The 23,933-nt window shown below is 43.7% G+C and carries 25 protein-coding genes; 21 read left to right on the top strand and 4 right to left on the bottom strand.

Annotated elements, in window-relative coordinates:
- Nucleotides 1-17: 17 nt before the first annotated feature.
- From lptE to ybeD, 10 genes are all read left to right on the top strand, one after another.
- The gene (lptE, locus tag AAY47_RS09370) at nt 18-578 is read left to right on the top strand and encodes an LPS assembly lipoprotein LptE (protein WP_047769171.1); all 561 of its coding nucleotides are present in this window, start codon (nt 18-20) and stop codon (nt 576-578) included.
- On the top strand, nt 575-1,606 hold the full coding sequence (gene holA, locus AAY47_RS09365) for a DNA polymerase III subunit delta (protein ID WP_047769163.1): 1,032 nt from the start codon (nt 575-577) through the stop codon (nt 1,604-1,606). The genes lptE and holA overlap by 4 nt, the downstream gene beginning before the upstream one ends.
- Nucleotides 1,607-1,670: 64 nt before the next feature.
- Nucleotides 1,671-2,339: a nicotinate-nucleotide adenylyltransferase gene (gene nadD / locus AAY47_RS09360; protein ID WP_369813304.1), complete on the top strand. Its 669-nt coding sequence runs from the start codon at nt 1,671-1,673 to the stop codon at nt 2,337-2,339.
- 95 nt (nt 2,340-2,434) lie between these two features.
- On the top strand, nt 2,435-2,761 hold the full coding sequence (gene rsfS, locus AAY47_RS09355) for a ribosome silencing factor (protein ID WP_072161183.1): 327 nt from the start codon (nt 2,435-2,437) through the stop codon (nt 2,759-2,761).
- Nucleotides 2,762-2,763: 2 nt separating this feature from the next.
- On the top strand, nt 2,764-3,234 hold the full coding sequence (gene rlmH, locus AAY47_RS09350) for a 23S rRNA (pseudouridine(1915)-N(3))-methyltransferase RlmH (protein ID WP_047769160.1): 471 nt from the start codon (nt 2,764-2,766) through the stop codon (nt 3,232-3,234).
- Between the two features lie 36 nt (nt 3,235-3,270).
- Nucleotides 3,271-5,193 carry a peptidoglycan DD-transpeptidase MrdA gene (gene mrdA / locus AAY47_RS09345; protein WP_047769158.1) on the top strand — a complete coding sequence of 641 codons (1,923 nt, stop codon included), beginning with the start codon at nt 3,271-3,273 and terminating at the stop codon, nt 5,191-5,193.
- Nucleotides 5,194-5,205: 12 nt separating this feature from the next.
- The gene (mrdB, locus tag AAY47_RS09340) at nt 5,206-6,318 is read left to right on the top strand and encodes a peptidoglycan glycosyltransferase MrdB (protein WP_047769155.1); all 1,113 of its coding nucleotides are present in this window, start codon (nt 5,206-5,208) and stop codon (nt 6,316-6,318) included.
- Between the two features lie 12 nt (nt 6,319-6,330).
- Complete coding sequence (gene rlpA / locus AAY47_RS09335; RefSeq protein WP_047769152.1) at nt 6,331-7,278, top strand: endolytic peptidoglycan transglycosylase RlpA; 948 nt, start codon at nt 6,331-6,333, stop codon at nt 7,276-7,278.
- 177 nt (nt 7,279-7,455) lie between these two features.
- A complete protein-coding gene (gene dacA / locus AAY47_RS09330; protein WP_047769150.1) occupies nt 7,456-8,664 on the top strand; it encodes a D-alanyl-D-alanine carboxypeptidase DacA in 1,209 nt (402 codons plus the stop codon).
- A gap of 109 nt (nt 8,665-8,773) precedes the next feature.
- Nucleotides 8,774-9,037: a DUF493 family protein YbeD gene (gene ybeD / locus AAY47_RS09325; RefSeq protein WP_047769148.1), complete on the top strand. Its 264-nt coding sequence runs from the start codon at nt 8,774-8,776 to the stop codon at nt 9,035-9,037.
- Between the two features lie 198 nt (nt 9,038-9,235).
- On the opposite strand, the gene AAY47_RS09320 is transcribed toward ybeD, so the two are convergent.
- The gene (locus tag AAY47_RS09320) at nt 9,236-10,696 is read right to left on the bottom strand and encodes a TrkH family potassium uptake protein (protein WP_047769146.1); all 1,461 of its coding nucleotides are present in this window, start codon (nt 10,694-10,696) and stop codon (nt 9,236-9,238) included.
- Nucleotides 10,697-10,867: 171 nt separating this feature from the next.
- On the opposite strand from AAY47_RS09320, the gene lipB reads away from it, so the two are divergent.
- The 3 genes from lipB (at nt 10,868) to crcB (ending at nt 12,989) form a co-directional block, all read left to right on the top strand.
- Nucleotides 10,868-11,515: a lipoyl(octanoyl) transferase LipB gene (gene lipB / locus AAY47_RS09315; RefSeq protein WP_369813305.1), complete on the top strand. Its 648-nt coding sequence runs from the start codon at nt 10,868-10,870 to the stop codon at nt 11,513-11,515.
- A 118-nt stretch (nt 11,516-11,633) separates the two neighbouring features.
- Nucleotides 11,634-12,599 carry a lipoyl synthase gene (lipA, locus tag AAY47_RS09310; RefSeq protein ID WP_047769191.1) on the top strand — a complete coding sequence of 322 codons (966 nt, stop codon included), beginning with the start codon at nt 11,634-11,636 and terminating at the stop codon, nt 12,597-12,599.
- 15 nt (nt 12,600-12,614) lie between these two features.
- Complete coding sequence (gene crcB, locus AAY47_RS09305) at nt 12,615-12,989, top strand: fluoride efflux transporter CrcB (protein ID WP_047769144.1); 375 nt, start codon at nt 12,615-12,617, stop codon at nt 12,987-12,989.
- A 79-nt stretch (nt 12,990-13,068) separates the two neighbouring features.
- On the opposite strand, the gene cspE is transcribed toward crcB, so the two are convergent.
- Nucleotides 13,069-13,278, bottom strand: a complete 210-nt coding sequence (cspE, locus tag AAY47_RS09300; protein ID WP_047769142.1) for a transcription antiterminator/RNA stability regulator CspE — start codon at nt 13,276-13,278, stop codon at nt 13,069-13,071.
- Between the two features lie 189 nt (nt 13,279-13,467).
- On the bottom strand, nt 13,468-13,953 hold the full coding sequence (locus AAY47_RS09295; protein WP_047769139.1) for a methylated-DNA--[protein]-cysteine S-methyltransferase: 486 nt from the start codon (nt 13,951-13,953) through the stop codon (nt 13,468-13,470).
- Between the two features lie 1,482 nt (nt 13,954-15,435).
- On the opposite strand from AAY47_RS09295, the gene proV reads away from it, so the two are divergent.
- The 3 genes from proV to proX are packed head-to-tail and all read left to right on the top strand — an operon-like array spanning nt 15,436 to nt 18,809.
- Entirely contained in the window at nt 15,436-16,638 is a 1,203-nt protein-coding gene (proV, locus tag AAY47_RS09285; RefSeq protein ID WP_047769135.1) for a glycine betaine/L-proline ABC transporter ATP-binding protein ProV, read from the top strand.
- On the top strand, nt 16,628-17,806 hold the full coding sequence (proW, locus tag AAY47_RS09280) for a glycine betaine/L-proline ABC transporter permease ProW (RefSeq protein ID WP_083446786.1): 1,179 nt from the start codon (nt 16,628-16,630) through the stop codon (nt 17,804-17,806). Before proV ends, proW begins: the two co-directional genes overlap by 11 nt.
- Before the next feature lie 34 nt (nt 17,807-17,840).
- Nucleotides 17,841-18,809, top strand: coding sequence for a glycine betaine/L-proline ABC transporter substrate-binding protein ProX (gene proX, locus AAY47_RS09275; RefSeq protein ID WP_369813306.1), 969 nt, complete (start codon nt 17,841-17,843; stop codon nt 18,807-18,809).
- A gap of 142 nt (nt 18,810-18,951) precedes the next feature.
- Here the strand turns inward: proX and AAY47_RS22670 are convergent, their stop codons facing one another.
- Nucleotides 18,952-19,149 (bottom strand): hypothetical protein, encoded by a 198-nt coding sequence (locus AAY47_RS22670; RefSeq protein ID WP_235428329.1) that lies wholly within the window; start codon nt 19,147-19,149, stop codon nt 18,952-18,954.
- On the opposite strand from AAY47_RS22670, the gene AAY47_RS09270 reads away from it, so the two are divergent.
- From AAY47_RS09270 to emrB, 5 genes are all read left to right on the top strand, one after another.
- Complete coding sequence (locus tag AAY47_RS09270; protein WP_235428328.1) at nt 19,055-19,792, top strand: AzlC family ABC transporter permease; 738 nt, start codon at nt 19,055-19,057, stop codon at nt 19,790-19,792. The genes AAY47_RS22670 and AAY47_RS09270 overlap by 95 nt on opposite strands.
- Before the next feature lie 41 nt (nt 19,793-19,833).
- On the top strand, nt 19,834-20,169 hold the full coding sequence (gene ygaH, locus AAY47_RS09265; protein WP_047769133.1) for an L-valine transporter subunit YgaH: 336 nt from the start codon (nt 19,834-19,836) through the stop codon (nt 20,167-20,169).
- A gap of 129 nt (nt 20,170-20,298) precedes the next feature.
- Nucleotides 20,299-20,814 carry a transcriptional repressor MprA gene (gene mprA / locus AAY47_RS09260; RefSeq protein ID WP_047769131.1) on the top strand — a complete coding sequence of 172 codons (516 nt, stop codon included), beginning with the start codon at nt 20,299-20,301 and terminating at the stop codon, nt 20,812-20,814.
- A 295-nt stretch (nt 20,815-21,109) separates the two neighbouring features.
- The gene (gene emrA, locus AAY47_RS09255) at nt 21,110-22,291 is read left to right on the top strand and encodes a multidrug efflux MFS transporter periplasmic adaptor subunit EmrA (protein WP_047769182.1); all 1,182 of its coding nucleotides are present in this window, start codon (nt 21,110-21,112) and stop codon (nt 22,289-22,291) included.
- A gap of 9 nt (nt 22,292-22,300) precedes the next feature.
- A complete protein-coding gene (gene emrB, locus AAY47_RS09250) occupies nt 22,301-23,842 on the top strand; it encodes a multidrug efflux MFS transporter permease subunit EmrB (protein ID WP_047769129.1) in 1,542 nt (513 codons plus the stop codon).
- The last annotated feature ends 91 nt before the right edge of the window (nt 23,843-23,933 follow it).

Here is a 23,933-nt window from a genome sequence, read left to right as displayed (position 1 = left end):
AACAGGAGACCTTATTTGTGGTAGCAAATAATCTACGACATCATATTTGTACGTTTTTGCTCGGGTTAGCGGTGTTAATCACCGCTGGCTGCGGTTTTCATCTTCGCGGCACAACACAAGTACCAAAGGAGCTGCAAACATTGCAATTAAGTTCTGGTGACCCTTATGGTCCTCTGGCACGGGCAGTACGTCAGCAACTTCGGCTGAACGATGTCAAAATTGTGGAAAATGGTGATGCTTCATTACCTATTCTGAAACTGGTTGGCTCTAATGAAAACAAAGAGACAGTTTCTATCTTTCAGGATGGTAAAGCGGCTGAACGTCTGTTGGTACTGAATGTTGATGCACAAGTTCTGATGCCAAACGGTAGCATCTATCCATTACGGGCAAAGGTTGATCGTTCGTTTTTCGATAACCCTTTGGAAGCACTGGCAAAAGATGCAGAAGATGAACTGGTTAAACAGGAAATGCGCGAACAGGCTGCCCGTCAGCTTATGCGCCAATTGCTGACCGTTCATAGCGCAGAACTCCTGAAAGCCGAGGCAAAACAAAAAGCGGCGGCTACACAGAAGCAATGATCCGACTGTATCCTGAACAACTGTTCTCGCAGCTCAATGAAGCGCTGCGAGGCAGCTATCTGTTGTGGGGCAATGAGCCATTACTATTGCAGGAAAGCCAAGACAGCATCCGCAAAGTCGCTGAACAACATGGCTTTATGGAGCATTTCACCTTTACATTGGATAACCATACCGATTGGGATGAAATCTTTAGCCTGTGTCAGTCACTTAGCCTGTTTGCCAGCCGTCAGTCTCTTACCCTGCTGCTTCCAGAAAACGGTCCTAATACTACCATGGTAGAGCGGCTGACCACGCTATCAGGGTTGCTGCATTCAGATATCTTACTGATATTGCGCGGACACAAACTGACTAAAGCGCAGGAAAATAGCTCGTGGTTCAAAGCGATTGGACAAAATGGGGTATATGTCAGTTGTTTGACACCCGAGCAAAATCGCTTGCCACAATGGGTGGCACAACGGGCCAAAAACATGGGGCTATTACTGGAAAATGAAGCCAATCAATTACTGTGCTATTGCTATGAAGGAAACCTATTGGCAATGGCCCAGGCTCTGGAACGTCTTTCCCTGATCTATCCCGATAATCGACTGACATTTCCTCGTGTAGAAGAAGCCGTCAACGATGCGGCCCATTTTTCTCCCTATCATTGGGTTGATGCTTTGCTGGCAGGAAAAATAAAGCGGGCATGGCATATACTGAAACAACTTCGGCAGGAAGATACCGAAACGATTATTTTACTCCGTACCATACAGAGGGAGCTAATGCTGCTGCTGGTACTTAAGCGTCAATGTACGACCGTCCCTTTGAAGACGTTGTTTGATCAACACAAGATTTGGCAAAACCGCAGAGCATTGCTGTCAACGGCACTACAGCGCCTGTCACAGCGAGAGCTGCGATCTGCCATACATTTGTTGACCCAGATGGAACTGCGCGTCAAACAGGATTATAGCCAATCCATTTGGGCTGACCTGGAAACGCTTTCCATGTTGTTATGCGGAAAACCATTACCAGAGAGCTTTCTGAATGCTTGAATCTATTGATCCAATCAATATCGATCAAGATATTGACTCAACGAATATTGCCCCAATCAATAACATTGATTCTGTAACCAATAGACATTCTCCGGTTATTCAGGCGTTATTCGGTGGCACATTCGATCCCATCCATTATGGTCATTTGCGTCCTGTGGAAGCCTTGGCCCAATTAGTGGGACTCAGGAAAGTTATCTTATTACCGAATCACGTTCCCCCGCACCGCCCTCAACCGGAGGCAACCGCCCGACAGCGACTGGAAATGGTTCGTCTGGCTGTGCGGGATAACCCTCTGTTTACTGTGGATACCCGTGAGCTAGAGCGACAAGCCCTCTCTTACACAATAGAAACACTGAAAGCCTTTCGTCAGGAAATCGGGGAGCAACATCCATTGGCATTCATTATTGGTCAGGATTCCTTACAAGCTATTCATACCTGGTATAAATGGGAAGAATTACTCGATATTTGTCATCTGTTGGTCTGCTCCCGTCCGGGGTATCAAAGCCAGCTTACGGCTCCAGGAATGCAATCATGGCTTGAAAAGCACCAAATTGGTTCTCCCCCCCCTCTGAGCCAAAAACCTCACGGATACATTTATCTGGCAGCCACTCCGTTGTTGAACATTTCAGCTACGGATATTCGCCAACGTCACCAGCAAGGAATAAGTTGTGATGATTTGCTTCCCCCATCGATACAAAATTATATCGATTCACAGGGGTTATATAAGAAATAACGAAACCATACGGTGATTTGCAGCTAACTCGCTTACTTTTATAGAGATTGGCATGCTATTATTCTGCGTTACTTAACCAATTTGATGAAATAAAGGTGATCCTTTTGCAAGGCACAGAACTACAACAATTTGTTATTGACAGACTTGAAGATTCCAAAGCACAAGATATTGTTTCTATAGATGTTCGTGGAAAATCCAGCATTACTGACTGCATGGTTATCTGCACCGGAACATCAAACCGCCACCTGATGTCTGTGGCCGAACATCTGGTGGATGACTGCCGCCAAGTCGGTATTATGCCTTTAGGTGTTGAAGGGCAAGGCATTTCAGATTGGATAGTCGTCGATCTCGGCGAGATCATGGTCCACGTGATGCAAGAAGACAGCCGCCGTATGTACGAACTGGAAAAACTCTGGAGCTGAGTTTGAAGTTACAACTGGTCGCTGTAGGAACAAAAATGCCGGACTGGGTACAGACCGGCTTTATGGATTATCTGAATCGTTTTCCCAAGGATATGCCTTTTGAGCTTATTGAAATTCCGGCGGGAAAACGGGGCAAAAATGCTGACATCAAACGCATTCTGGAAAAAGAAGGCGAGCAGATGCTGGCTGCCGTTGGTAAAGGTAATCGAATTGTGACTCTGGATATTCCCGGTTCTCGTTGGGATACCCCGCAATTGGCACAACAACTTGAACGCTGGAAGCTGGATGGCAGAAACGTCAGCCTGTTAATTGGTGGCCCTGAAGGTTTGGCCCCTGCCTGCAAAGCAGCTGCGGAACAAAGCTGGTCACTTTCTCCTTTAACCATGCCACATCCTCTTGTCCGCGTTTTGGTTGCGGAGAGCCTTTATCGGGCGTGGAGCATCACTACTAACCACCCTTATCATCGGGAATAAATTGGGTAATCTGACACCGTGAATTCTGGCAATGGGATGAAGAACCAACGAACCTCTTTTCGCGATCATTCTGCTGAATCGGCCTTATTCATACGCCGCGCACTCGTGGCGTTTATCGGCATTATTATTTTAACCGGTATCCTGTTTGCCAATCTCTATCATCTCCAGATTACCCGCCACGAAGATTACCAAACCCGATCGAATGGAAATCGTATTAAGCTCGTTCCCATAGCCCCAAGCAGGGGCATCATTTATGACCGTAATGGCACACCACTGGCAGCTAACCGGACTATTTATCAGTTAGAAATCGTGCCACAAAAAGTCGCTGACCTTGATAAGACATTACATGATCTGCGCTCCGTCGTTGGACTGACTGATGAAGATATTGAAACCTTCAAAAAAGAGCGCCAACGCGCACGCCGTTTTACCTCTATCCCGCTAAAAACATCGCTGACTCCCGTTCAGGTTGCTCGGTTCTCCGTTAATCAATACCGCTTTACGGGATTGGAAATCAAGGGCTACCAACGTCGCTATTACCCTTATGGCTCCGCTCTCACCCATGTAATCGGCTATGTTGCCAAAATCAACGACAAGGATGTAGAACGACTAGAAAAAGAAGACATTCTGGCAGACTACGCCGCCACCCATGATATCGGAAAATTGGGTATTGAACGTTATTATGAATCCGTTCTGCATGGCAAACCGGGTTATGAGGAAGTCGAAGTCAACAACCGCGGTAAAGTGATCCGCCAGCTACATGAACAACCGCCACAGGCTGGCAAAGATATTTACCTGTCAATCGACTTAGAGCTGCAAACCTATATTGAAGAGATACTGACGACCAGCCGGGCAGGCGTTGTTGTTACCGATCCCCGCACCGGGGAGGTTTTGGCTATGGTGTCCAACCCAAGCTACGATCCGAATCTGTTTGTCGATGGTATTTCGAGCCAGGACTATAAATCTCTGCTCAATGACCCCAATCGCCCCTTAATTAACCGTGCCACACAAGGCGCTTATCCACCCGCATCAACAGTGAAGCCTTTTATTGCCGTTGCCGCCCTGAGTAGTGATGTCATTACCAAGAACACCACCATCAATGATCCGGGATGGTGGCAACTGCCAGGCTCAGAGAAGCGTTACCGTGACTGGAAGCGTTGGGGACATGGTAAGCTGAATGTACATAAATCGATTGTCGAGTCGGCGGATACTTTTTTCTATCAACTCGCCTATGATATGGGTATCGATAAGATGTCCGAATGGATGACGAAATTCGGTTATGGTCAATTTACGGGTATTGATTTGAAAGAAGAAAATCCGGGTAATATGCCTACCCGTGAATGGAAACTCAAACGCTATAAAAAACCGTGGTATCAAGGCGATACAATTTCCGTTGGTATCGGCCAAGGATACTGGACTGCAACGCCTATGCAGATGGCAAAAGCCTTAATGACTTTAATTAACGATGGCGTAGTGAAAACACCCCATTTCTTGCTGAATACTCGCGTAAATGGCGAAATGCAACCTTACCAATCTCCAGTCAACGAACCGATTGGGGATATTCATTCCGGATATTGGGAAATTGCTAAAGATGGCATGTATGGCGTTGCCAATGCCCCAAATGGCACAGCTCGCAGAGCTTTTGCCGGTACGCCATATAAGGCCGCCGTTAAATCAGGTACAGCCCAGGTTTTCAGTTACGAAACCTACAATGCAAGTAAGCTTGCTGAACATCTGCGTGATCATAAGCTGATGATTGCCTTTGCGCCCTACGACAACCCGACGGTTGCCATTTCCATCATTCTTGAAAATGGTGGCGCTGGACCACCTGTTGGTTCTATTGTTCGTCAGATTCTGGATCATATTTTACTCAGGGATAGTAAAAACACCGCTCTTGTCAGCGCCTCTGCTGAGACAGGAGTCAATACGACCACAACACAAGCTACCCAGAATAGAAACTAATTGAGTAACATCATGACAGATTCACCAAACAAGGTTCCTTTCTGGACCCGATTACATATTGATATTCCATTACTGCTATGCGTTCTGGCATTACTGGTCTACAGCCTTTTCATTATGTGGAGTGCCAGTGGGCAAGACATAGATATGATGGAGCGAAAAATAGGGCAGGTCATCATAGGTCTCATCATGATGATCGCTTTAGCTCAGGTTCCTCCACGCATGTACGAAAACTGGGCACCTTATCTCTATATTGTCTGTGTCATTCTGCTCATCTTCGTTGATGTTTTTGGGCAGATTAGTAAGGGGGCGCAGCGTTGGCTGGATCTAGGTATTATACGTTTCCAACCGTCAGAAATTGCCAAAATCGCCGTACCTTTGATGGTAGCTCGCTTTATGAATCGAGATCTCTGTCCACCTTCACTGAAAAATACGGGCATTGCACTGGTTTTGACCTTTGTCCCGACTCTACTGGTAGCAGCACAACCCGATTTAGGCACCTCTATTTTGATTGCTGCCTCTGGGATATTCATCCTATTTCTGGCAGGAATGAATTGGAAACTCATTGGCATTGCTGTTTTGCTGCTTGCCTGTTTCATTCCAATATTGTGGTTCTTCCTGATGCATGATTACCAACGCGCCCGCGTTATGATGCTATTGGATCCAGAAAGTGATCCATTGGGCAAAGGTTACCATATCATTCAGTCCAAAATTGCTATTGGCTCAGGGGGAATATTTGGAAAAGGCTGGTTACAAGGCACTCAATCGCAGTTGGAATTCCTGCCAGAGCGACATACCGATTTTATTTTCGCCGTTCTGTCTGAAGAGTTGGGGTTGATTGGCGTTCTGGTTTTGCTGGTGCTTTACTTACTGGTCATTATACGTGGTTTGTTTATTGCAACCAAAGCGCAGAATACTTTCGGCCGGGTCATGGTCGGAGGATTAATACTGATTTTCTTTGTCTATGTTTTTGTCAATATCGGCATGGTAAGCGGTATCCTGCCGGTAGTCGGTGTTCCCCTGCCGTTGATCAGTTATGGGGGATCAGCATTAATTGTCCTAATGGCGGGGTTCGGCATTATCATGTCGATACATACGCATCGTAAATTATTGTCCAAAAGCTTATGAGGAAGAAGTTTCATGCGTCAACAGTGGCTTATACTTAGCATCGTAGCTGTACTGATATCAGGCTGTAACATGACCGGTCACGATCGGACATCTTCCCTTCCGCCGATTCCAACGCGTGATGTTTTGGGGGCGGAGCCTCAATATGAGCCTTACCACCCAAGTGCCAACCAGGATTATCAGCGGGATGGGCAAACCTATCACATAGTGCAAGACCCGGCTCACTTTACCCAGACAGGCTATGCCAGTTGGTTCGGTGAAGGATCCAATGGAAAACTGACAGCCATTGGTGAACGAGCGAGTCCCTATGCTTTAGCGGCAGCGCACCCGACACTGCCTATTCCAGGTTATGTTCGTGTCACCAACTTAAGCAATGGACGCATGATGATTGTTAGGATCAATGATCGAGGCCCTTACAATAAGCCGGGGAAAATTATCGAATTATCTCATGCAGTAGCGGAGCGGCTCAATTTGATGCCACAAAGCAAAGTGAAATTGGATGGTATTCTCGTTTCACCTGATGGCTCACTTTCCGGTTTGGGAACAAAAGGATCGACGATTGTTAAACAGAGCTTTGCGTTACCTGAAAGACCCAATCTGAGTTCCCAATCATCAACACCTCCTGCTATAGCAGCTCATTCGGCTGACGAAAATACCGTAACACAACCACCGGCTGAGCAAAGTTTGGCTGAAAATACAACTAGCCAACCTGCGACGACATCCCCTGCACCTGAATCAACAAGCGGTTACATGGTGCAAGTGGGCGCAATCAGCGCTGAACAAAAAGCCAAAGAATGGCAACAGTTATTGAGCCAGCGCTTTAACGTTCAAGGGCGTATTTTCCAATTTGGTAACGTCTATCGCGTCCAGCTGGGACCATTCAATAACCGCCAGCAAGCTATGGAATTACAAAAGAAACTGACAGATCAGATGCAGCAATCCTCGTTTATTGTAGCTCCCTGATTCAGGCAATCACCATCACGATAACGCGATAAATAGCATCACCGCCTGCTGATATTTTCCTGTCAGCAGGCAGATAAAATCGGCTGCAACCAGTTTTGTTTAATGTCAGCTTTTTTTCCATTTGTTATTATGTCACTTATTATCAATCCTTCTCTCACGGATGTTATCTAATCAATCATGAAATACATCGTTACTTCCCGTTTTATTAAAAGAGCCGCGTTAGGCATTGCTCTGGCTGCCAGCGTTTCCGCATCTGCCTACGCGGATGATAATTTCAAAACCATGATCCCGGGTGTACCAGAACTGGATTCAGAAGCCTATATTCTGATTGATTACAATTCAGGAAAGGTATTAGCCGAAAAGCATGCAGATATCCGCCGCGATCCCGCAAGTCTGACCAAAATGATGACCAGCTACGTCATTGGCCAGGCCATTAAATCAGGAAAAATCAAACCGGAAGATATCGTTACTGTCGGTAAAGATGCCTGGGCAACGGGTAATCCGGTATTTAAAGGCTCATCCCTGATGTTTTTAAAGCCCGGTGACCAGGTTTCTGTCGCTATGCTTTCACGCGGTATCAACTTGCAATCTGGCAACGATGCCTGCGTTGCGATGGCGGATTATGTGGCAGGCAGCCAGGATGCATTCGTCAGTTTGATGAATCAATATGTGCAAAATTTGGGGCTGGAAAATACCCATTTTCAAACCGTTCATGGCCTGGATGCTCCCGGTCAATATAGCTCTGCTCATGATATGGCATTGATTGGTCAGGCCCTAATCCGTGATGTACCGGATGAATACGCTATCTACAAAGAAAAAGATTTTACTTACAACAACATTCGCCAGCCTAATCGTAATGGCCTGTTATGGGATAAGAGCCTGAATGTTGACGGTATTAAAACGGGCCATACCAACGGGGCGGGATATAATCTTGTTGCTTCTGCTACCGAAGGCAATATGCGCTTGATTTCTGCGGTGATGGGCAGCCCAACCTTCAAGGGACGTGAAACCGACAGCAAAAAATTATTGACGTGGGGTTTTCGTTTCTTCGAGACGGTTTCACCATTACAAGTCGGTAAAGAATTTGCGTCAGAGCCTATTTGGTTTGGTGATACTGACAAAGTCCAGCTGGGCGTTGACAAAAATGTTTACCTGACTATCCCCCGTGGCCGTTTGAAAGACCTGAAAGCCAGCTATGTACTGAACGATACCGAACTGCACGCGCCGCTCGCTAAAAATCAGATTGTTGGAACTATCAACTTCCAGCTTGACGGAAAAACCATTGAACAACGTCCATTAGTCGTAATGCAGGAAGTCAAAGAAGGTGGCTTTTTCAGCCGCATGATCGACTATATCCGACTGATGTTCCACCACTGGTTCGGCTGATCTCTTGAAAGCCAGATATTGAGCCTATATTAATGACATACCGTTAGAAAATTATCACGCCACGGCAAATCAACCACGATGCCGTGGCAAATATATTTTAGGAGTGCCCATGAAAACGAAATTAAATGAACTGCTTGAGTTCCCTTGTTCATTCACCTACAAAGTGATGGGTTTGGCTCAACCTGAGCTGGTGGATCAAGTTATTGAAGTCGTTCAACGCCATGCACCGGGCGATTATTCTCCGGTCGTGAAACCCAGCAGCAAAGGCAATTATCATTCCGTATCCATTACCATCAATGCGACACATATTGAGCAAGTTGAAACGCTGTATGAAGAGTTGGGTCAGTTGGAGTTGGTTCGCGTTGTGCTCTAATGGTACAACCACAATTCACTGAAACACGATCCATTAAAATACGATCTATTAAAACACGATCTATTAAAACACAATGCGCTGATTTACACGTCAGCGCATTGTCAGTAAAAACATTGAGTCAGACTCAGGAATGCTTATCTCGTAGAGAGTTAGCCCAATACGCCATAAAATTAATTGATGTTCTATCCGACATTATGTTCAAAAACGCCAAAACGTTTTTGAACATAAAATCAATATTGGGTAAATTTCCAACCTTCCCAACAACATTGCTGCACACATCATCCATTTCGCTGTAGGATCAAGATCACCGAAGCCTTGCACTGTCGCGCCATATCCTATCCCCATGTTATTAATACAAGCAGCAACGGTGGCAAATGATGTCACTAAATCATAACCGAGCAAGTTCAACGCCCAGATAAAAAAACAGCTAAAAAAGATATAAAGAAAAAAGAATCCCCAGACAGAACGCAGTACCCTTTCCTGAACCACAGATTTGCCAATTTTGATCGTAGAGATGGCATTGGGATGAATGAGCTGGTTAACCTCACTAACACTCTGTTTTGCCAGGATCATAAAACGGAGGGCTTTAATACCGCCGCATGTTGAACCCACGCAGCCACCAAAAAAACTCACTGCCAGCAATAGCAATATCGTATGGGGAGGCCATTGTGCATAATCTGCGGTCGCCAAACCATTATCCGTCATCATGGAACTGGTCATGAAAAAGCCGTGAACAAAGGCTTCTGTCACGCCATACATGCCTGAGCGGTATAATTCTAACCAGATAATGCCAACGATCACTGCCAATACCAGTAAGAAAAATTGCAGTTCAGCATTTTTTAGCAGCGGTTTTAAGCTCCTGCGCGTCAGAGCAACAAAATAGAGCGTAAAGTTGACGGCTGACAGAACCGAAAAAATGCCGCCCACCATTTCAATGGCTGCACTGTCGTAATAACCAAGACTCTCATTGCGGGTGGAAAATCCGCCCAAAGAAACCGTTGAGATCCCATGACAGACAGCATCAAACCACGACATTCCTGCGGCCCAAAAACTGACTGAACAGAGACCGCCCAACAACAGATACACTACCCACAAACTCTTGGCACCGTCCGCAAGCCGTGGCGTCAACCGTTCTTCTTTGAAAGGGCCGGGCATTTCTGATTGATAGAGTTTGGCACCACCAATCCCCAGTAAAGGCAAGATAGCAACGGCAAGGACGATGACGCCCAAACCACCAATAAAATTGAGTTGAGCGCGATAATAGAGCACGGACTTGGGCAGGGCTGAGACATCATTCAATACCGTGGCTCCGGTAGTCGTAATGCCAGATATCCCTTCAAACATTGCATCCACCAGATTAATGTTTAAACTTTTATCAAGCACAAAAGGCAAGGCACTGAGCAATGAGAACAACAACCAGAAAAGTACAATGATAAGAAATCCATCTTGCGTACTGGGCTGTGCTTTGATTTTACGGGTAAAGTACCAGCCTATTCCACCTGTAACCAAGCCAATGACAAATGTCTCAAAAAAAGCAAAAACACTTTTTTCTTTATAAAACAGAGCCACAAAAGTAGGCAGCAACATTGAGAGGCTGTAAAGGAGCACCAGAAAACTACAAAGATGTCCAACAATCAGGAATTGGTTTTTTTTGACCATCTGCTAGCCCAAACAGGAGATTAAAGAGGAAATCATCAAAATATATAACCATGATAATATAAAATAAAAATATATTCGTCTAATGAACAATATTATTGCATTAAGGCACTCTCAAACTGGTGGGAATCAACTTACAGCGTTATACTGGCGGGCACTTTTTGTTAATGAATGATGAAATCTCCATTGCAACATAACACCGTTATTTTACGTCAGTTAGGTATTCAGCCCTACGAACCGGTTTCTGATGCTATGCACCAGTTCACCGAGCAACGTACAGCGGAAACAGCTGATGAAATTTGGCTTGTCCAGCACGAAAAAGTATTTACGCAAGGTCAGGCCGGTAAAGCTGAACATCTACTCGCACCGGGTGATATCCCTGTTGTCCAGTCAGACAGGGGGGGGCAGATTACTTATCATGGTCCCGGACAGCAGGTCATGTATGTTTTGATTGACTTGAAACGGTCAAAAATTGGGGTGCGTCAATTGGTCACCTCAATCGAAAATACCGTAATCGAAACGCTGGCGCATTTTGGCGTGGGATCTTATGCACGCCCAGATGCCCCCGGCGTTTATGTCGCAGGTAACAAAATATGTTCCCTTGGGTTGCGTATCCGAAAAGGATGCTCTTTCCACGGTCTGGCACTGAATATTGCAATGGACTTACAACCCTTTTTACGCATAAATCCCTGTGGTTATACAGGCATGCAAATGATCCAACTCAGTGACTTCGTCACCGGCGTGACCATTGAAGATGTACAACCCATTCTGGTGGAAAAATTCTGTCAGATCTTGGGATTCCAACTTATCAATGAAAGATGATATAATTTTTTAACATTTTTCAAAAAAATTTGAATGGATTTATTTGCCTCGATATTTTTTCATCACCATCAGGCAGGTAAGTCAAAATCTGAAGAATATAACTGGAAGCAGCATGATTATGAGTAAACCAATTCAGATGGAACGTGGTGTCAAATACCGCGACGCAGACAAGATGGCTTTGATCCCTGTGAAAACAATTGCCACAGAACGTGAAGCACTCTTGCGTAAACCTGAGTGGATGAAAATCAAACTTCCTGCGGATTCCAGCCGCATTCAGGGTATCAAAGCGGCAATGCGCAAAAATGGGTTGCATTCTGTCTGTGAAGAAGCCTCCTGCCCTAACCTTGCTGAGTGTTTTAACCACGGAACCGCCACTTTTATGATCCTTGGCGCCATCTGTACTCGTCGCTGTCCATTCTGTGACGTCGCTCATGGCCGCCCAAATGCACCTGATGCCAATGAACCTCTCAAGCTTGCGCAGACTATCCAGGATATGGGGCTGCGTTATGTCGTTATTACATCGGTTGACCGTGACGATCTGCGTGACGGTGGTGCACAACATTTTGCTGACTGTATCACGGCTATTCGTGAAAAAAACCCATCAATTAAGATTGAAACGTTAGTGCCAGATTTCCGCGGTCGTATGGATCGTGCGCTGGAAATTCTAACCGCAACTCCCCCTGATGTGTTTAACCATAATTTGGAAAATGTGCCACGGGTTTATCGTCAGGTTCGTCCCGGTGCTAACTATGCCTGGTCGTTGAAACTACTGGAAAAATTCAAAGAAGCACATCCAGATATTCCGACCAAATCAGGCTTAATGGTGGGATTAGGCGAAACCAACGAAGAAATTTTGGAGGTCATGCGCGATTTACGTAGCCACGGTGTCACCATGTTGACTTTGGGGCAATATTTACAACCAAGCCGCCATCACCTGCCAGTGCAGCGTTATGTCAGCCCCGCCGAATTCGATGAAATGAAAGAAGCTGCGTTAGAAATGGGCTTTACCCATGCTGCCTGTGGTCCGTTTGTTCGTTCTTCATACCATGCTGACTTGCAGGCCAAGGGCGTAGAAATCAAATAATCGGTTGCCACCATCATGATGAATATTTTATTTGCTGTATTTATTGGTGGTGGCCTGGGTAGTGTCCTACGCTGGCTCATCAGCCTCCGCCTGAACAGCCCTGCTTCCCCAATTGCAGTTGGTACACTGACGGCTAATTGTGTTGGTGCCTTTATCATTGGATTGGGTTTGGCCTATTTTAACAAAGCCACACATCTCGATTCGGTTTGGAAGTTCATGCTAACGACAGGGTTTTGCGGTGGGCTAACGACCTTTTCCACCTTTTCTGCCGAAGTGGTTTATCTATTGCAAGCAGGAAGAATAGGTTGGGCACTGTTTAGCATTTTGGTGAACGTGATAAGTTCATTGTTGATGACAGTATTCGCTTTTGCAGTGATGAACAAACTGTAAGGGTCTTTAACTGTATAAAAAACAATAAGGCAAAAAAAACCCGTTATCAAAACGGGTTTTCAGAATACGGGATCCGAAGTTAGATTGCGACAACGTTTGCAGCAGATGGACCTTTCGCACCCTCAGTAATTTCAAACTCTACTTTTTGGCCTTCAGCCAGAGTTTTGAATCCGCTAGACTGAATGGCGGAAAAGTGTACAAAAACATCTTTACTACCATCTTCTGGAGTGATAAAACCAAACCCTTTGGATTCGTTAAACCACTTAACGTTACCTTTAATTTTTGACATTAAAACTTACCTTTAATAAAAAAGACACGAACTCTGTGTCACGTACAGTACAGCAAATAATATAGTCCACTGTCTGCAACATAGATCACGAAACCTATAACCGAATGTAAAAAAACACACTTTTTGTTTAATTACATTGATTGATTTTATACGCCAATGGTGATTTCACAAATAAATTAGCGTTTTATTTTAATTCTGTTTACTTTTCACCTTTCTATTCTTTTCATGATCAAGTAGCCACCTTTTGATATCCAACCCACCGGTATAGCCAACCAATTTACCATCATGTCCAATCACCCGATGACAAGGCACAATTAATGAAATAGGGTTGCGTGAATTCGCCATACCGACCGCACGACAATAATTTACCGATCCCAATGTGAGTGCCAATTGTTTATAACTCCACATTTCGCCACAAGGAATTTTACAAAGTTGCTGCCAAACACGCTGTTGGAATTCCGTTCCCTGCATACTTAAAGGAACGGTAAACGTTAGTCGTTTCCCTTTAAAATATTCTTGCAACTCTTTCGCGCACTGCTTGGTTATCACACTCTTCGATTCTAATTCTTTCTTTTCGTTGACGAAATAAATACTGGTTACTCCTTCATCGTCCGCAGTGATATGTACATAAGGCTTGGGAAATCCTTCTGGAGTATTCAGGTAATAATGATACATAAACTACCTCCATTTAATTTATTATTGAAAATTTCTGTACTAGCCTAAATCTCTCATTCATCAATTTGCAATGATGAATTCGGTTACACATCTGACAATTTGATAAAGAAACCATCGCGCCCTCTGACAATTAAAATTATGGCTCTGCCAATAAGTTATAATACTTTATTTTTAATGTTACCTCTTTGAAAAAGATTAAAACACCATATATAGATTAAAAAATTAAGTTAGCAACTACATATAGTATAAATTTCACAATTGAATTATCTCAACATAATACACATATGTTAGTTTTTATTATTATTAAATAATATAGCACCCAGAAATTTTACTAGAGGTGTTATCATTTGTGGCAAACACAGTGGTATATCATCGGTCGATTCCAGGTTAGAAAACGACAATCGGGGCTAATTGCCCTAAAAGAGATACAACACTACACTGCTGCCAATCAACTCAATGGGGCGAACAAGCCAGTTATACCCAAGCATTAACAGCGTTTACTCACAAACTGAGTGAAGATCATCTCCCAGGCACTCAATCTTCTGCCTCTTTTTTCAACAATGACCATTTTCTATTCTTAGAATGGTGAAATGATGAATCAGGCACAATGGATTTCAATTCGTTATTTCACCCATTATTAGATATTAAATTTCAGATCTATTCACACACTGTTTATGCTCGATAAATTGCAAGTTGCAATCCGCCAGACAACACGAGGCCTTATATTTCTCCCGCTGTGCGGGGAAATATAATACGCATCCTGAAGTGGGATTGGTATAATATAAAAACCCATTGGAAATTTATCTGTAAAATTTCAAAACATAGAAAATACATAAAATAAATATCAAACACTGAGTTTCAATTCCATACCATGTAATTAATTAATTATAAAAAAACAATAATTACAAATAACATATGCTATTGTTATACCGTTATTTATTTCCAAAAAAATCCATTTATACTCGATAAACTTCAAGTTGCAACCCGCCAGCCGACGTGAGGCCTTATATTTCCCCTCTGCACGGGGAAATATAGCACGCATCATGAAGTTGGATTGGTATAAAGCCTGCAAAATTGAATCATATTCACTAATCCCACAAATATATTTATGATAAAAATTTAAACCTACCATTTTTTCATAAGCTTTTCTATGGTTAGCACATATGTCACTATACAACTCAAAAGTAAGCATAAAAAACCATAAAAACCAATGCAATACAATACAAAAAAAATTAAATTCATTTATGACAATGACCTTTTTGTTATCTGAAAAAAATCATTTACCCAGTTGAATTTCATTAAATTAATACCAAAAAATTTACTTTACCCTTCCAATATTATGTTATGAGAAAACATAACTTTTTATTAACGATATTAAATAAGGGGTTGTCTGTGCATTTTAATATGTTAGGGTATAGATTGGTAAAATAGCACCGGAGTAATTGAACACAATATATCATTCACAACAGGAAATATTATTCCATGACTGTTAAACTTGAAGTTAAGAACCTCTATAAAATATTTGGCAATAATCCGGGACCAGCATTTAAGTTATTAGCGTCTGGTCTCAGTAAAGAACAAATACTTGAAAAAACAGGTCTCACCGTCGGTGTTCAGGATGTCAATCTGGCCATTGAAGAAGGCGAAATATTTGTGATCATGGGATTATCGGGTTCCGGTAAATCCACACTAGTACGTCTTCTCAATCGTCTGATAGAGCCTACCAAAGGCCATGTACTTATCGACGGCGAAGATATTTCTACCATCACAGAAACTCAGCTACGAGACGTTCGTCGCAGCAAAATCAGCATGGTCTTCCAATCATTTGCTCTTATGCCACATTTGAATATTCTGGAGAATACGGCGTTTGGTATGGAGCTTGCAGGCGTCCCCAAAGAAGAGCGTCATCAAAAAGCACTTGAAACGCTGCAACAAGTCAATCTCGAAAACTACGCACTATCATATCCCGATGAACTTTCCGGTGGGATGCAACAACGTATTGGGTTAGCCAGAGCTTTGGCTAACAACCCCGATATTCTGTTAATGGATGAAGCCTTCTCAGCCCTCGATCCTCTCATCCGTGCTGAAATGCAAGATGAGTTACTGCGCCTGCAAGGGGAACATCAACGTACTGTGGTTTTTATTTCCCATGACTTGGATGAAGCAATGCGTATCGGTGATCGCATTGCCATCATGCAGGACGGTATTGTCGTTCAGATCGGCACACCTGATGAGATTATGAATAGCCCCGCGAATGATTATGTCAAAACATTCTTCCGTGGTGTGGATATTGGACATGTCTTCTCAGCCAAAGACATTGCCCGCCGCCGGCCAGAAACGTTGCTTCATGCCGCAACAGGTTTTGGTCCCCGTTCTGCATTGCAAGTGCTGGATAATGAAGACAGAAACTATGGCTATTTAATCGAAAAAAACCAGAAGTTTATTGGTGTGGTATCTGCCCATTCCCTGCAACAGGCACTGACAGAAAAAAAATCCATTGAACATGCCATATTGGAAAAACCAACCGCCGTTTCGGCAGAGATTCCGCTGAATGAATTGATATCCACTGTTGCGCAATCTCCCTGCGCCGTTCCTGTCATAGATGGCAATAGCCGTTATTTAGGTGTCATTTCCAAAGGAATACTGCTACAGGCCTTAGATAAGGAGGCACCCAATGGACAATAAATCACCACAGACAATCACTGATCCCACCAATAACAGTGATCCCTGGATGGACAGTAGCACCGCTGCTCCTGCATCAAACCACGATTGGTTGAATACGTCTGCAACCCATATTCCGCCAGAACACTTTCATTTCATGTCACCTTTTCAGCATAAGCTAATTCCGTTTGATTCATGGGTGACCAGTATCATCGATTGGGTTGTCGTACATTTCCGGCCTGTTTTTCAAGTCATCCGTATTCCGGTAGATTTTGTCCTCACGGGTTTTGAGCAGTTCCTGACGACATTGCCCCCTCCCATCACCATTTTGTTTTTTGCGTTACTGGCCTGGCAAATTGCAGGGGCAGGAATAGGCGTGATCGCTTTAATTTCACTGATTATGATCGGTGCAATTGGAGCATGGTCAGAAGCGATGATAACCATGGCTCTGGTGCTTACCGCCCTACTGTTCTGCCTTATCATCGGGCTTCCTCTTGGGATCGGGTTGGCCCGCAATGAACGACTCGCCAAAATTGTTCGCCCCTTGCTGGATGCCATGCAAACCACGCCGGCTTTCGTTTATCTCGTTCCCATCGTCATGCTGTTTGGCATAGGTAATGTACCCGGCGTCATCGTCACCATCATTTTTGCGTTACCGCCTATTATTCGCCTGACAATTTTGGGAATAAAACAAGTTCCATCAGATTTAATTGAAGCCGCCAGATCATTTGGGGCCAGCCCGCGGCAGATGTTGTTCAAAGTTCAACTGCCACTGGCAATGCCGACAATTATGGCGGGTGTGAATCAAACATTGATGTTAGCGCTTTCCATGGTCGTCATTGCTTCCATGATTGCGGTTGGCGGCTTGGGGCTGATGGTATTGCGCGGTATTGGCCGCCTTGATATAGGATTGGCCGCCGTTGGCGGTACAGGCATTGTCATTCTTGCCATTATCCTTGATAGACTGACGCAATCCTTGGGTAAAAGTCAGCGCACCAGAGGGAAATACTGGTATCACTCTGGGCCAATAGGATTACTTTACCTGCTTTTTATCTCAATTCGCTCAAAGAAAAAAACCGTCCATAAAAATCATGCCAGTCAAAATAATACGTCCAAAACGCGACCCACTCTGGCAACAAAAGGAGGAAACAATCATGCGCATAATCACCTTATGCAACGAGATCATGAATAAGAGGATCATTTTGGGAACCTTCCTGATAGCATTCATGGGTCTTTCCTTATCGTCAGTCGCATCTGCAACTGAGCTTCCCGGTAAAGGTATCAGTGTGCAACCGCTACAAAGTACAATCAGCGAAGAAACCTTTCAGACTTTGATTGTCTGCAGCGCATTAGAAAAACTCGGCTATGATGTCAAACCGATCAAGGAAGTTGATTATAACGTCGCTTACACTTCCATTGCTGCGGGTGATGCCACCTTTATGGCTGTCAGTTGGGTACCGCTCCATGACGTCCCATATAAAGCGGCCGGAGGAGATAATATCTTCTATCGCAAGGGAAATTACGTCGTCAATGCGGCTCAAGGGTATCTGATTGATAAAAAAACCGCAGAGAAATATCACATCACCAATATCGCTCAATTAAAAGATCCTAAACTTGCCAAACTATTTGATACGAATGGAGATGGAAAAGCAGATTTGACAGGTTGTAAGCCAGGATGGGGATGTGAAAGCGCAATCAACCATCACTTAACAGCTTATGGATTAGAAAATACCGTGAAACAAAACCAAGGTAATTATGCGGTCATGATGGCTGACACTATCGCCCGCTATCGGGCAGGTAAACCCATCCTTTATTATACCTGGACACCTTACTGGGTGAGTGATGTACTGAAACCCGGAAAAGATGTCATTTGGCTGCAAGTTCCCTTCTCTGCTACCGGCGGGGGAGAACCCCTCAATACCCAGTTACCTAACGGCCGTAACTATGGTTTCCCCCCCAGTTCCATGCGCATCGTGGCAAACAAAGCGTGGGCAGAAAAGAACCCTGCTGCGGCAAAACTTTTTGCTGTTATGACCTTGCCTATTACTGATATTAGTGCTCAAAATCGTCTTATGCATAGCGCTAAAATTTCAGAAGCTGATATTAAGTGCCAAGCTGAAGACTGGATCAAATCACACCAGAAAACGGTAGACAGTTGGCTAAAAACAGCCAGAAAAGCCGCTAATAAAGCATAAATTAACTTTACCTTCACTACCTTCACTCTGCTCTGCATATGATAGCCGTAAAAATGTTAACAAAAATTTACGGCTACCCAGTGCACACTCTTTCATCACCATCAATCCTTTGGTTCTTAATGACATTATTTAAATAATTTATCTATTTCATATTTTCACTTTCGTCATATTTTGTTAAAGTTATTTCATCTGTTAACAAAAAAACAAAATTCTCTATGCCAATACCTGATAAATCTGTACCTGATATACCAATATCGGTTACATCAGAATCTGAGAAACCGCTACCCAGCAAGGCTTCTTCATTTAGAGAAGGTATTTTTGATAGTCTCCCAATCGCCATTGGTTATATTCCCGTCTCTTTTGCATTTGGCTTAAGCGCAACTAAACTGGGGTTTACCCCCATAGAAGCCATCTTTTTTTCATGTGTCATTTATGCTGGTGCCAGCCAGTTTGTCATCACCGCTTTACTAAGCGCAGGAATGTCATTGTGGTTTTCTGCGCTAACCGTAATGGCAATGGATATCCGCCACATTTTGTATGGCCCGGCCTTACGTTATCGCATCAAACAAAAATTATCGGAAAAGAAAACCGTAATTTGGGCTTTTGGCCTGACTGACGAAGTTTTTGCCGCAGCAACAGCCAAATTAATTAAAGACCAACGAAGCTGGAGCGAAAACTGGATGGTTGCCATTGCAATATGTTCCTGGCTCTCTTGGGTGCTGGGTACTGTAGCTGGGGCCATACTGGGTAATGGCTATTTGAACTCTTATCCCGCCATTGAAGCTGCCATGATATTTATGCTTCCGGCCCTATTTTTAAGTTTTTTGTTAGCCTCTTTCAAAAAACAAAATACCTACTGTGTTACCGCTGCTTTATTAGGCGCATTAATAGGGATCACATTCTTTTCAATCCCCATTGCCATTTTTGCAGGGATTACCAGTGGATGTTTAGCTGCACTTTTGCAAGCTAAAAATGCATGGTGAATACCTTACCTAATTAATATATTACATACTTAGCTCATTATATGATTGATAATAAAATACTTCTTATCGGACTTATTGTAGGTGTGGCCAATTTTTTATTCCGCTATCTTCCTCTGCGTTTGGGTGTTAACCACTTACCGACAGAAAAAAAGGGGAAAATGAGCATCATACTCGACAGCATTGGTATTGCATCAATTTGTTCACTCCTTATCGTCTCAAGCATTCCTGACGTCATGAAGGAGCACAGCAAACTTTTTCCGACCCTCATTGGCGGCCTAACCATCTGCCTATTTTTCTACAAAACTCGAAGCATCATTATTTCAACACTGTCTGGTGCCGTAGCCTTTGGAATAGCATTCAAGCTATTTATGAATTAGGTATCAATATCAAAAGAAATGTGATGATAATAAATAACTATAATTGCTAAATTTAACTTTTAATATAGTATTTGTATGGTTTTTAACAAAAGTTACTTTACCGGTTGAAACTAATAAGGTATCTAAACAATGGAAAGTTCATTCACTCCCACAGAAGAGTTACTTAATTGCCGTGTAGCGCAGCAAAAAAGTTTACCCTACCAAGAGATATTACTCACCCGCTTATCCATGCATGTCCAAAGCAGGCTTCTGGAAAATCGCAACAACATGCTGAAAGCACAAGGAATCAATGAAACCTTGTTTATGGCTCTGATGATTCTGGATACCAAAGAAAGCCGTAGCATTCAGCCATCAGAACTCAGTGCTGCATTAGGCTCTTCCCGTACAAATGCAACCCGAATTGCAGATGAATTAGAAAAGCAGGGCTGGATAGAGAGAAAGGAGAGCCATAATGATCGTCGTTGTCTCCATCTCCATCTCACAGAAAAAGGTTCAAATTTCTTGAATGGTTTACTTCCACCACAGCATGAATGCCTGGTTAAGCTTTGGTCTATCCTGGATTCAGAGGAGAAAAAACAGTTAGAAAAATTGATGAGAAAGGTTTTGGGGCAATTAGATAATATTGGGGATTGTTTAAGTAAGTAATTGCCTTTCTTCTGGACGGTTTTGAACTAAGAAAACATGTTATAGCAACATTTTCTAAAAAAACTTTTCTACCAGCCTGTATCATCAGATACTTCGTATGGCTGATTATTATCTTCAGATAATACTTAAATCCATATCGTTCGTCTCTTCCAGTAGTGTAAGCGCACACTACTGGAAACGTGTTTTGTCCTGTCGGGCCACACAATTAATCATAAGTTAAAAACAAATATGGGGACTCTCCATGAGTATTAGTGAGAAAGCATCACTTCCGTCTAGCGAAAAAACGCTATCCTCAATCGAAAAACACTCTTCTGCAAAGGTGAAAACAAAAAATAGAACTAAAAAACAGAAACGCCGCCATATCATTACGTTATTGACGTTATTTTTCCTTCTGCTTGGGGCTGGCTATAGCGTTTACTGGTTTCTCACTTTACGTTACTACCAAGAAACCGAGAATGCCTATGTTACAGGTAATCAAATACAAGTCATGTCGCAAATTGCAGGCAGTGTCGTGACTGTTAATTTTGACAATACTGATTTTGTGAAAAGTGGTCAGCCCCTTGTCCAACTCGATCCCCGTGACGCTGAATTGGCTCTGGAAAGAGCCAAAAATGAATTAGCCAATACTGTCCGAATCACTCATCAACACATGATCGACAGTAAAAGATATCAGGCCATCATTGAGCTGAAAAAAATTGCTCTCAGAAAAGCCCAAAGTGATCTCAATCGAAGGGAAATATTGGGAACTCAGAATCTGATTGGTAAAGAAGAGTTGCAACATATGCGCGAAACGGTCTCTGCTGCCCAAGCTGATTTGGATGTCGCAATAGCTCAATATAAAAGCAATCAAGCCATTATTCTGGATACTCCGCTGGAAAAACAGCCAGCTATCGAAAAAGCGGCCTCCGGTGTTCGTGATGCCTGGCTCGCCTTGCAGAGAACCAATATTGTCAGCCCTGTTGATGGTTATGTCGCCCGCCGTAGCGTTCAGGTAGGTTCCCGTATCAATACAGGGACACCATTGATGGCGATTGTACCTGTCAACAATATGTGGATTGAGGCCAATTTCAAAGAAACCCAACTGGCAAACATGCGAATTGGACAGCCCGCTACAATCGTCAGCGATTTCTATGGTGGCGATGTTGTCTATACCGGCAAGGTTGCAGGCATTGCTATGGGAACCGGGAGCGCCTTTTCTCTATTGCCCGCGCAAAATGCCAGCGGAAATTGGATTAAAGTTGTACAGCGCTTACCTGTCCGTATTGCGCTGGCTCCTGAACAGTTAAAACAGCATCCTTTGCGCATTGGGTTATCAACAAAAGTCACCGTGGGCACAGCGAACACTGATGGAACTGTACTGGCAACCACCGGCCGTACCCTTCCGGCCTATCAAACCAATGCGTTGACGATAGATATGGCTTCTGCAAACAAAATAGTTACTGACATTATTAATAGTAATTCAGGAAACCAAATTTAAGGGGGCGTCATGGTAACAAGAGAACCGTTTACAGGTGCGAAACTCGCCCTTTTGACAATTATTCTTTCAATGGCGACTTTCATGCTTGTTCTCGACTCTACCATTGCTAACGTCGCCATACCGACGATTGCGGGTAATCTAGGGGCATCAAGCTCGCAGGGAACATGGGTGATTACCTCCTTCGGTGTCGCAAACGCAATATCCATACCTATTACCGGCTGGTTAGCGAAGCGTTTCGGTGAGGTGAAATTGTTCCTCTGGTCTACCGCAATTTTTACTCTTTCATCCTGGCTATGTGGCCTTTCCAACAGCCTCGGTATGTTAATTTTCTTCCGCGTTATGCAAGGGTTGGCCGCAGGCCCTGTACTCCCCCTTTGCCAAAGTTTGTTGTTAAATAACTATCCACCCGCGAAACGTAACATGGCATTAGCGCTATGGTCGATAATGATCGTTGTTGCCCCTATTTGCGGACCTATCCTTGGCGGTTATATCAGTGATAACTACCACTGGGGATGGATCTTTTACATCAATATCCCTCTTGGTATCGCAATTATTTTTATCATCATGCAGCTATTGCGTGGCCGGGAAACGAAAACAGAAATCCGCCCCATTGACGCTACTGGACTGTTCTTGCTGGTGATTGGTATTGGCAGCCTGCAAATTATGCTTGACCAAGGCAAGGAACTTGATTGGTTTAATTCCACCGGGATTATTATCCTTACTATTACTGCTGTTATCGCACTTATTTTGCTGATCATATGGGAACTGACGGATGATCATCCGATAATCGATCTATCCCTGTTTAAGCTACGCAATTTTTCCATTGGTACACTGAGCATTAGTTTCGGCTTTATGATGTACTTCGGTTCGATTGTTTTACTGCCACAGCTATTGCAAGAAGTTTACGGCTATACCGCAACCTGGGCTGGCTTTGCGGCCGCACCGATAGGATTGCTGCCACTGTTATTATCACCTGTCATTGGCAAATTTGGCCATAAGATAGATATGCGCTATATCGTCACATTTAGTTTCATTACTTATGCTATTTGCTTCTATTGGCGGGCATATACCTTTGAACCTGGCATGGGTTTCGCTGCTACTGCATGGCCTCAGTTTGTTCAAGGGCTTGCCATGGCCTGTTTCTTTATGCCGTTGACAACCATTACATTATCAGGACTGGCTCCAGAACAAATGGCCTCAGCTTCCAGCCTGTCAAATTTTACCCGTATATTGTCGGGTTCAATTGGGACATCCCTCACCACCACAATGTGGACACAACGTGAATCTATGCACCACTCGAACCTTACGGAGTACATCAACCCATATAACCCGAATTATCAGCAAATGCATCAGCAATTAGCTCAATTGGGCATGAATGATGAACAAATATCAGCTTATCTGGCAAAACAGATCACTCATCAAGGGTTAATTATCTCTGCCAATGAGATCTTTTGGCTTTCTGCGGGGATATTCCTCGCCTTGACGCTATTGATCTGGCTGGCAAAACCGCCTTTTTCTGCCGGAGGTAAAGATCACGGCGGAGCACATTAAGCTTATGACATTGAATAGGCAGGTTTTAACGGGAGTTAATGAGATGGTCTTCCCCACCTTGTGAACCATACTCTTTATAGAGTATTTTTTC

Source organism: Xenorhabdus griffiniae (assembly GCF_001028135.1).
GTDB classification, from domain to species: domain Bacteria; phylum Pseudomonadota; class Gammaproteobacteria; order Enterobacterales; family Enterobacteriaceae; genus Xenorhabdus; species Xenorhabdus bakwenae.
Note: the sequence above shows the minus strand (reverse complement) of the source record. Positions and strands in the feature narration are given on the sequence as shown.

Coding starts and splice junctions, on each gene's coding strand:
- holA (WP_047769163.1), top strand. CDS start 575: ATGATCCGACTGTATCCTGAACAACTGTTCTCGCAGCTCAATGAAGCG.
- mrdA (WP_047769158.1), top strand. CDS start 3,271: ATGAAGAACCAACGAACCTCTTTTCGCGATCATTCTGCTGAATCGGCC.
- mrdB (WP_047769155.1), top strand. CDS start 5,206: ATGACAGATTCACCAAACAAGGTTCCTTTCTGGACCCGATTACATATT.
- rlpA (WP_047769152.1), top strand. CDS start 6,331: ATGCGTCAACAGTGGCTTATACTTAGCATCGTAGCTGTACTGATATCA.
- dacA (WP_047769150.1), top strand. CDS start 7,456: ATGAAATACATCGTTACTTCCCGTTTTATTAAAAGAGCCGCGTTAGGC.
- ybeD (WP_047769148.1), top strand. CDS start 8,774: ATGAAAACGAAATTAAATGAACTGCTTGAGTTCCCTTGTTCATTCACC.
- AAY47_RS09320 (WP_047769146.1), bottom strand. CDS start 10,696: ATGGTCAAAAAAAACCAATTCCTGATTGTTGGACATCTTTGTAGTTTT.
- lipB (WP_369813305.1), top strand. CDS start 10,868: ATGAAATCTCCATTGCAACATAACACCGTTATTTTACGTCAGTTAGGT.
- lipA (WP_047769191.1), top strand. CDS start 11,634: ATGAGTAAACCAATTCAGATGGAACGTGGTGTCAAATACCGCGACGCA.
- crcB (WP_047769144.1), top strand. CDS start 12,615: ATGATGAATATTTTATTTGCTGTATTTATTGGTGGTGGCCTGGGTAGT.
- cspE (WP_047769142.1), bottom strand. CDS start 13,278: ATGTCAAAAATTAAAGGTAACGTTAAGTGGTTTAACGAATCCAAAGGG.
- AAY47_RS09295 (WP_047769139.1), bottom strand. CDS start 13,953: ATGTATCATTATTACCTGAATACTCCAGAAGGATTTCCCAAGCCTTAT.
- proV (WP_047769135.1), top strand. CDS start 15,436: ATGACTGTTAAACTTGAAGTTAAGAACCTCTATAAAATATTTGGCAAT.
- proW (WP_083446786.1), top strand. CDS start 16,628: ATGGACAATAAATCACCACAGACAATCACTGATCCCACCAATAACAGT.
- proX (WP_369813306.1), top strand. CDS start 17,841: ATGGGTCTTTCCTTATCGTCAGTCGCATCTGCAACTGAGCTTCCCGGT.
- AAY47_RS22670 (WP_235428329.1), bottom strand. CDS start 19,149: ATGGCGATTGGGAGACTATCAAAAATACCTTCTCTAAATGAAGAAGCC.
- ygaH (WP_047769133.1), top strand. CDS start 19,834: ATGATTGATAATAAAATACTTCTTATCGGACTTATTGTAGGTGTGGCC.
- mprA (WP_047769131.1), top strand. CDS start 20,299: ATGGAAAGTTCATTCACTCCCACAGAAGAGTTACTTAATTGCCGTGTA.
- emrB (WP_047769129.1), top strand. CDS start 22,301: ATGGTAACAAGAGAACCGTTTACAGGTGCGAAACTCGCCCTTTTGACA.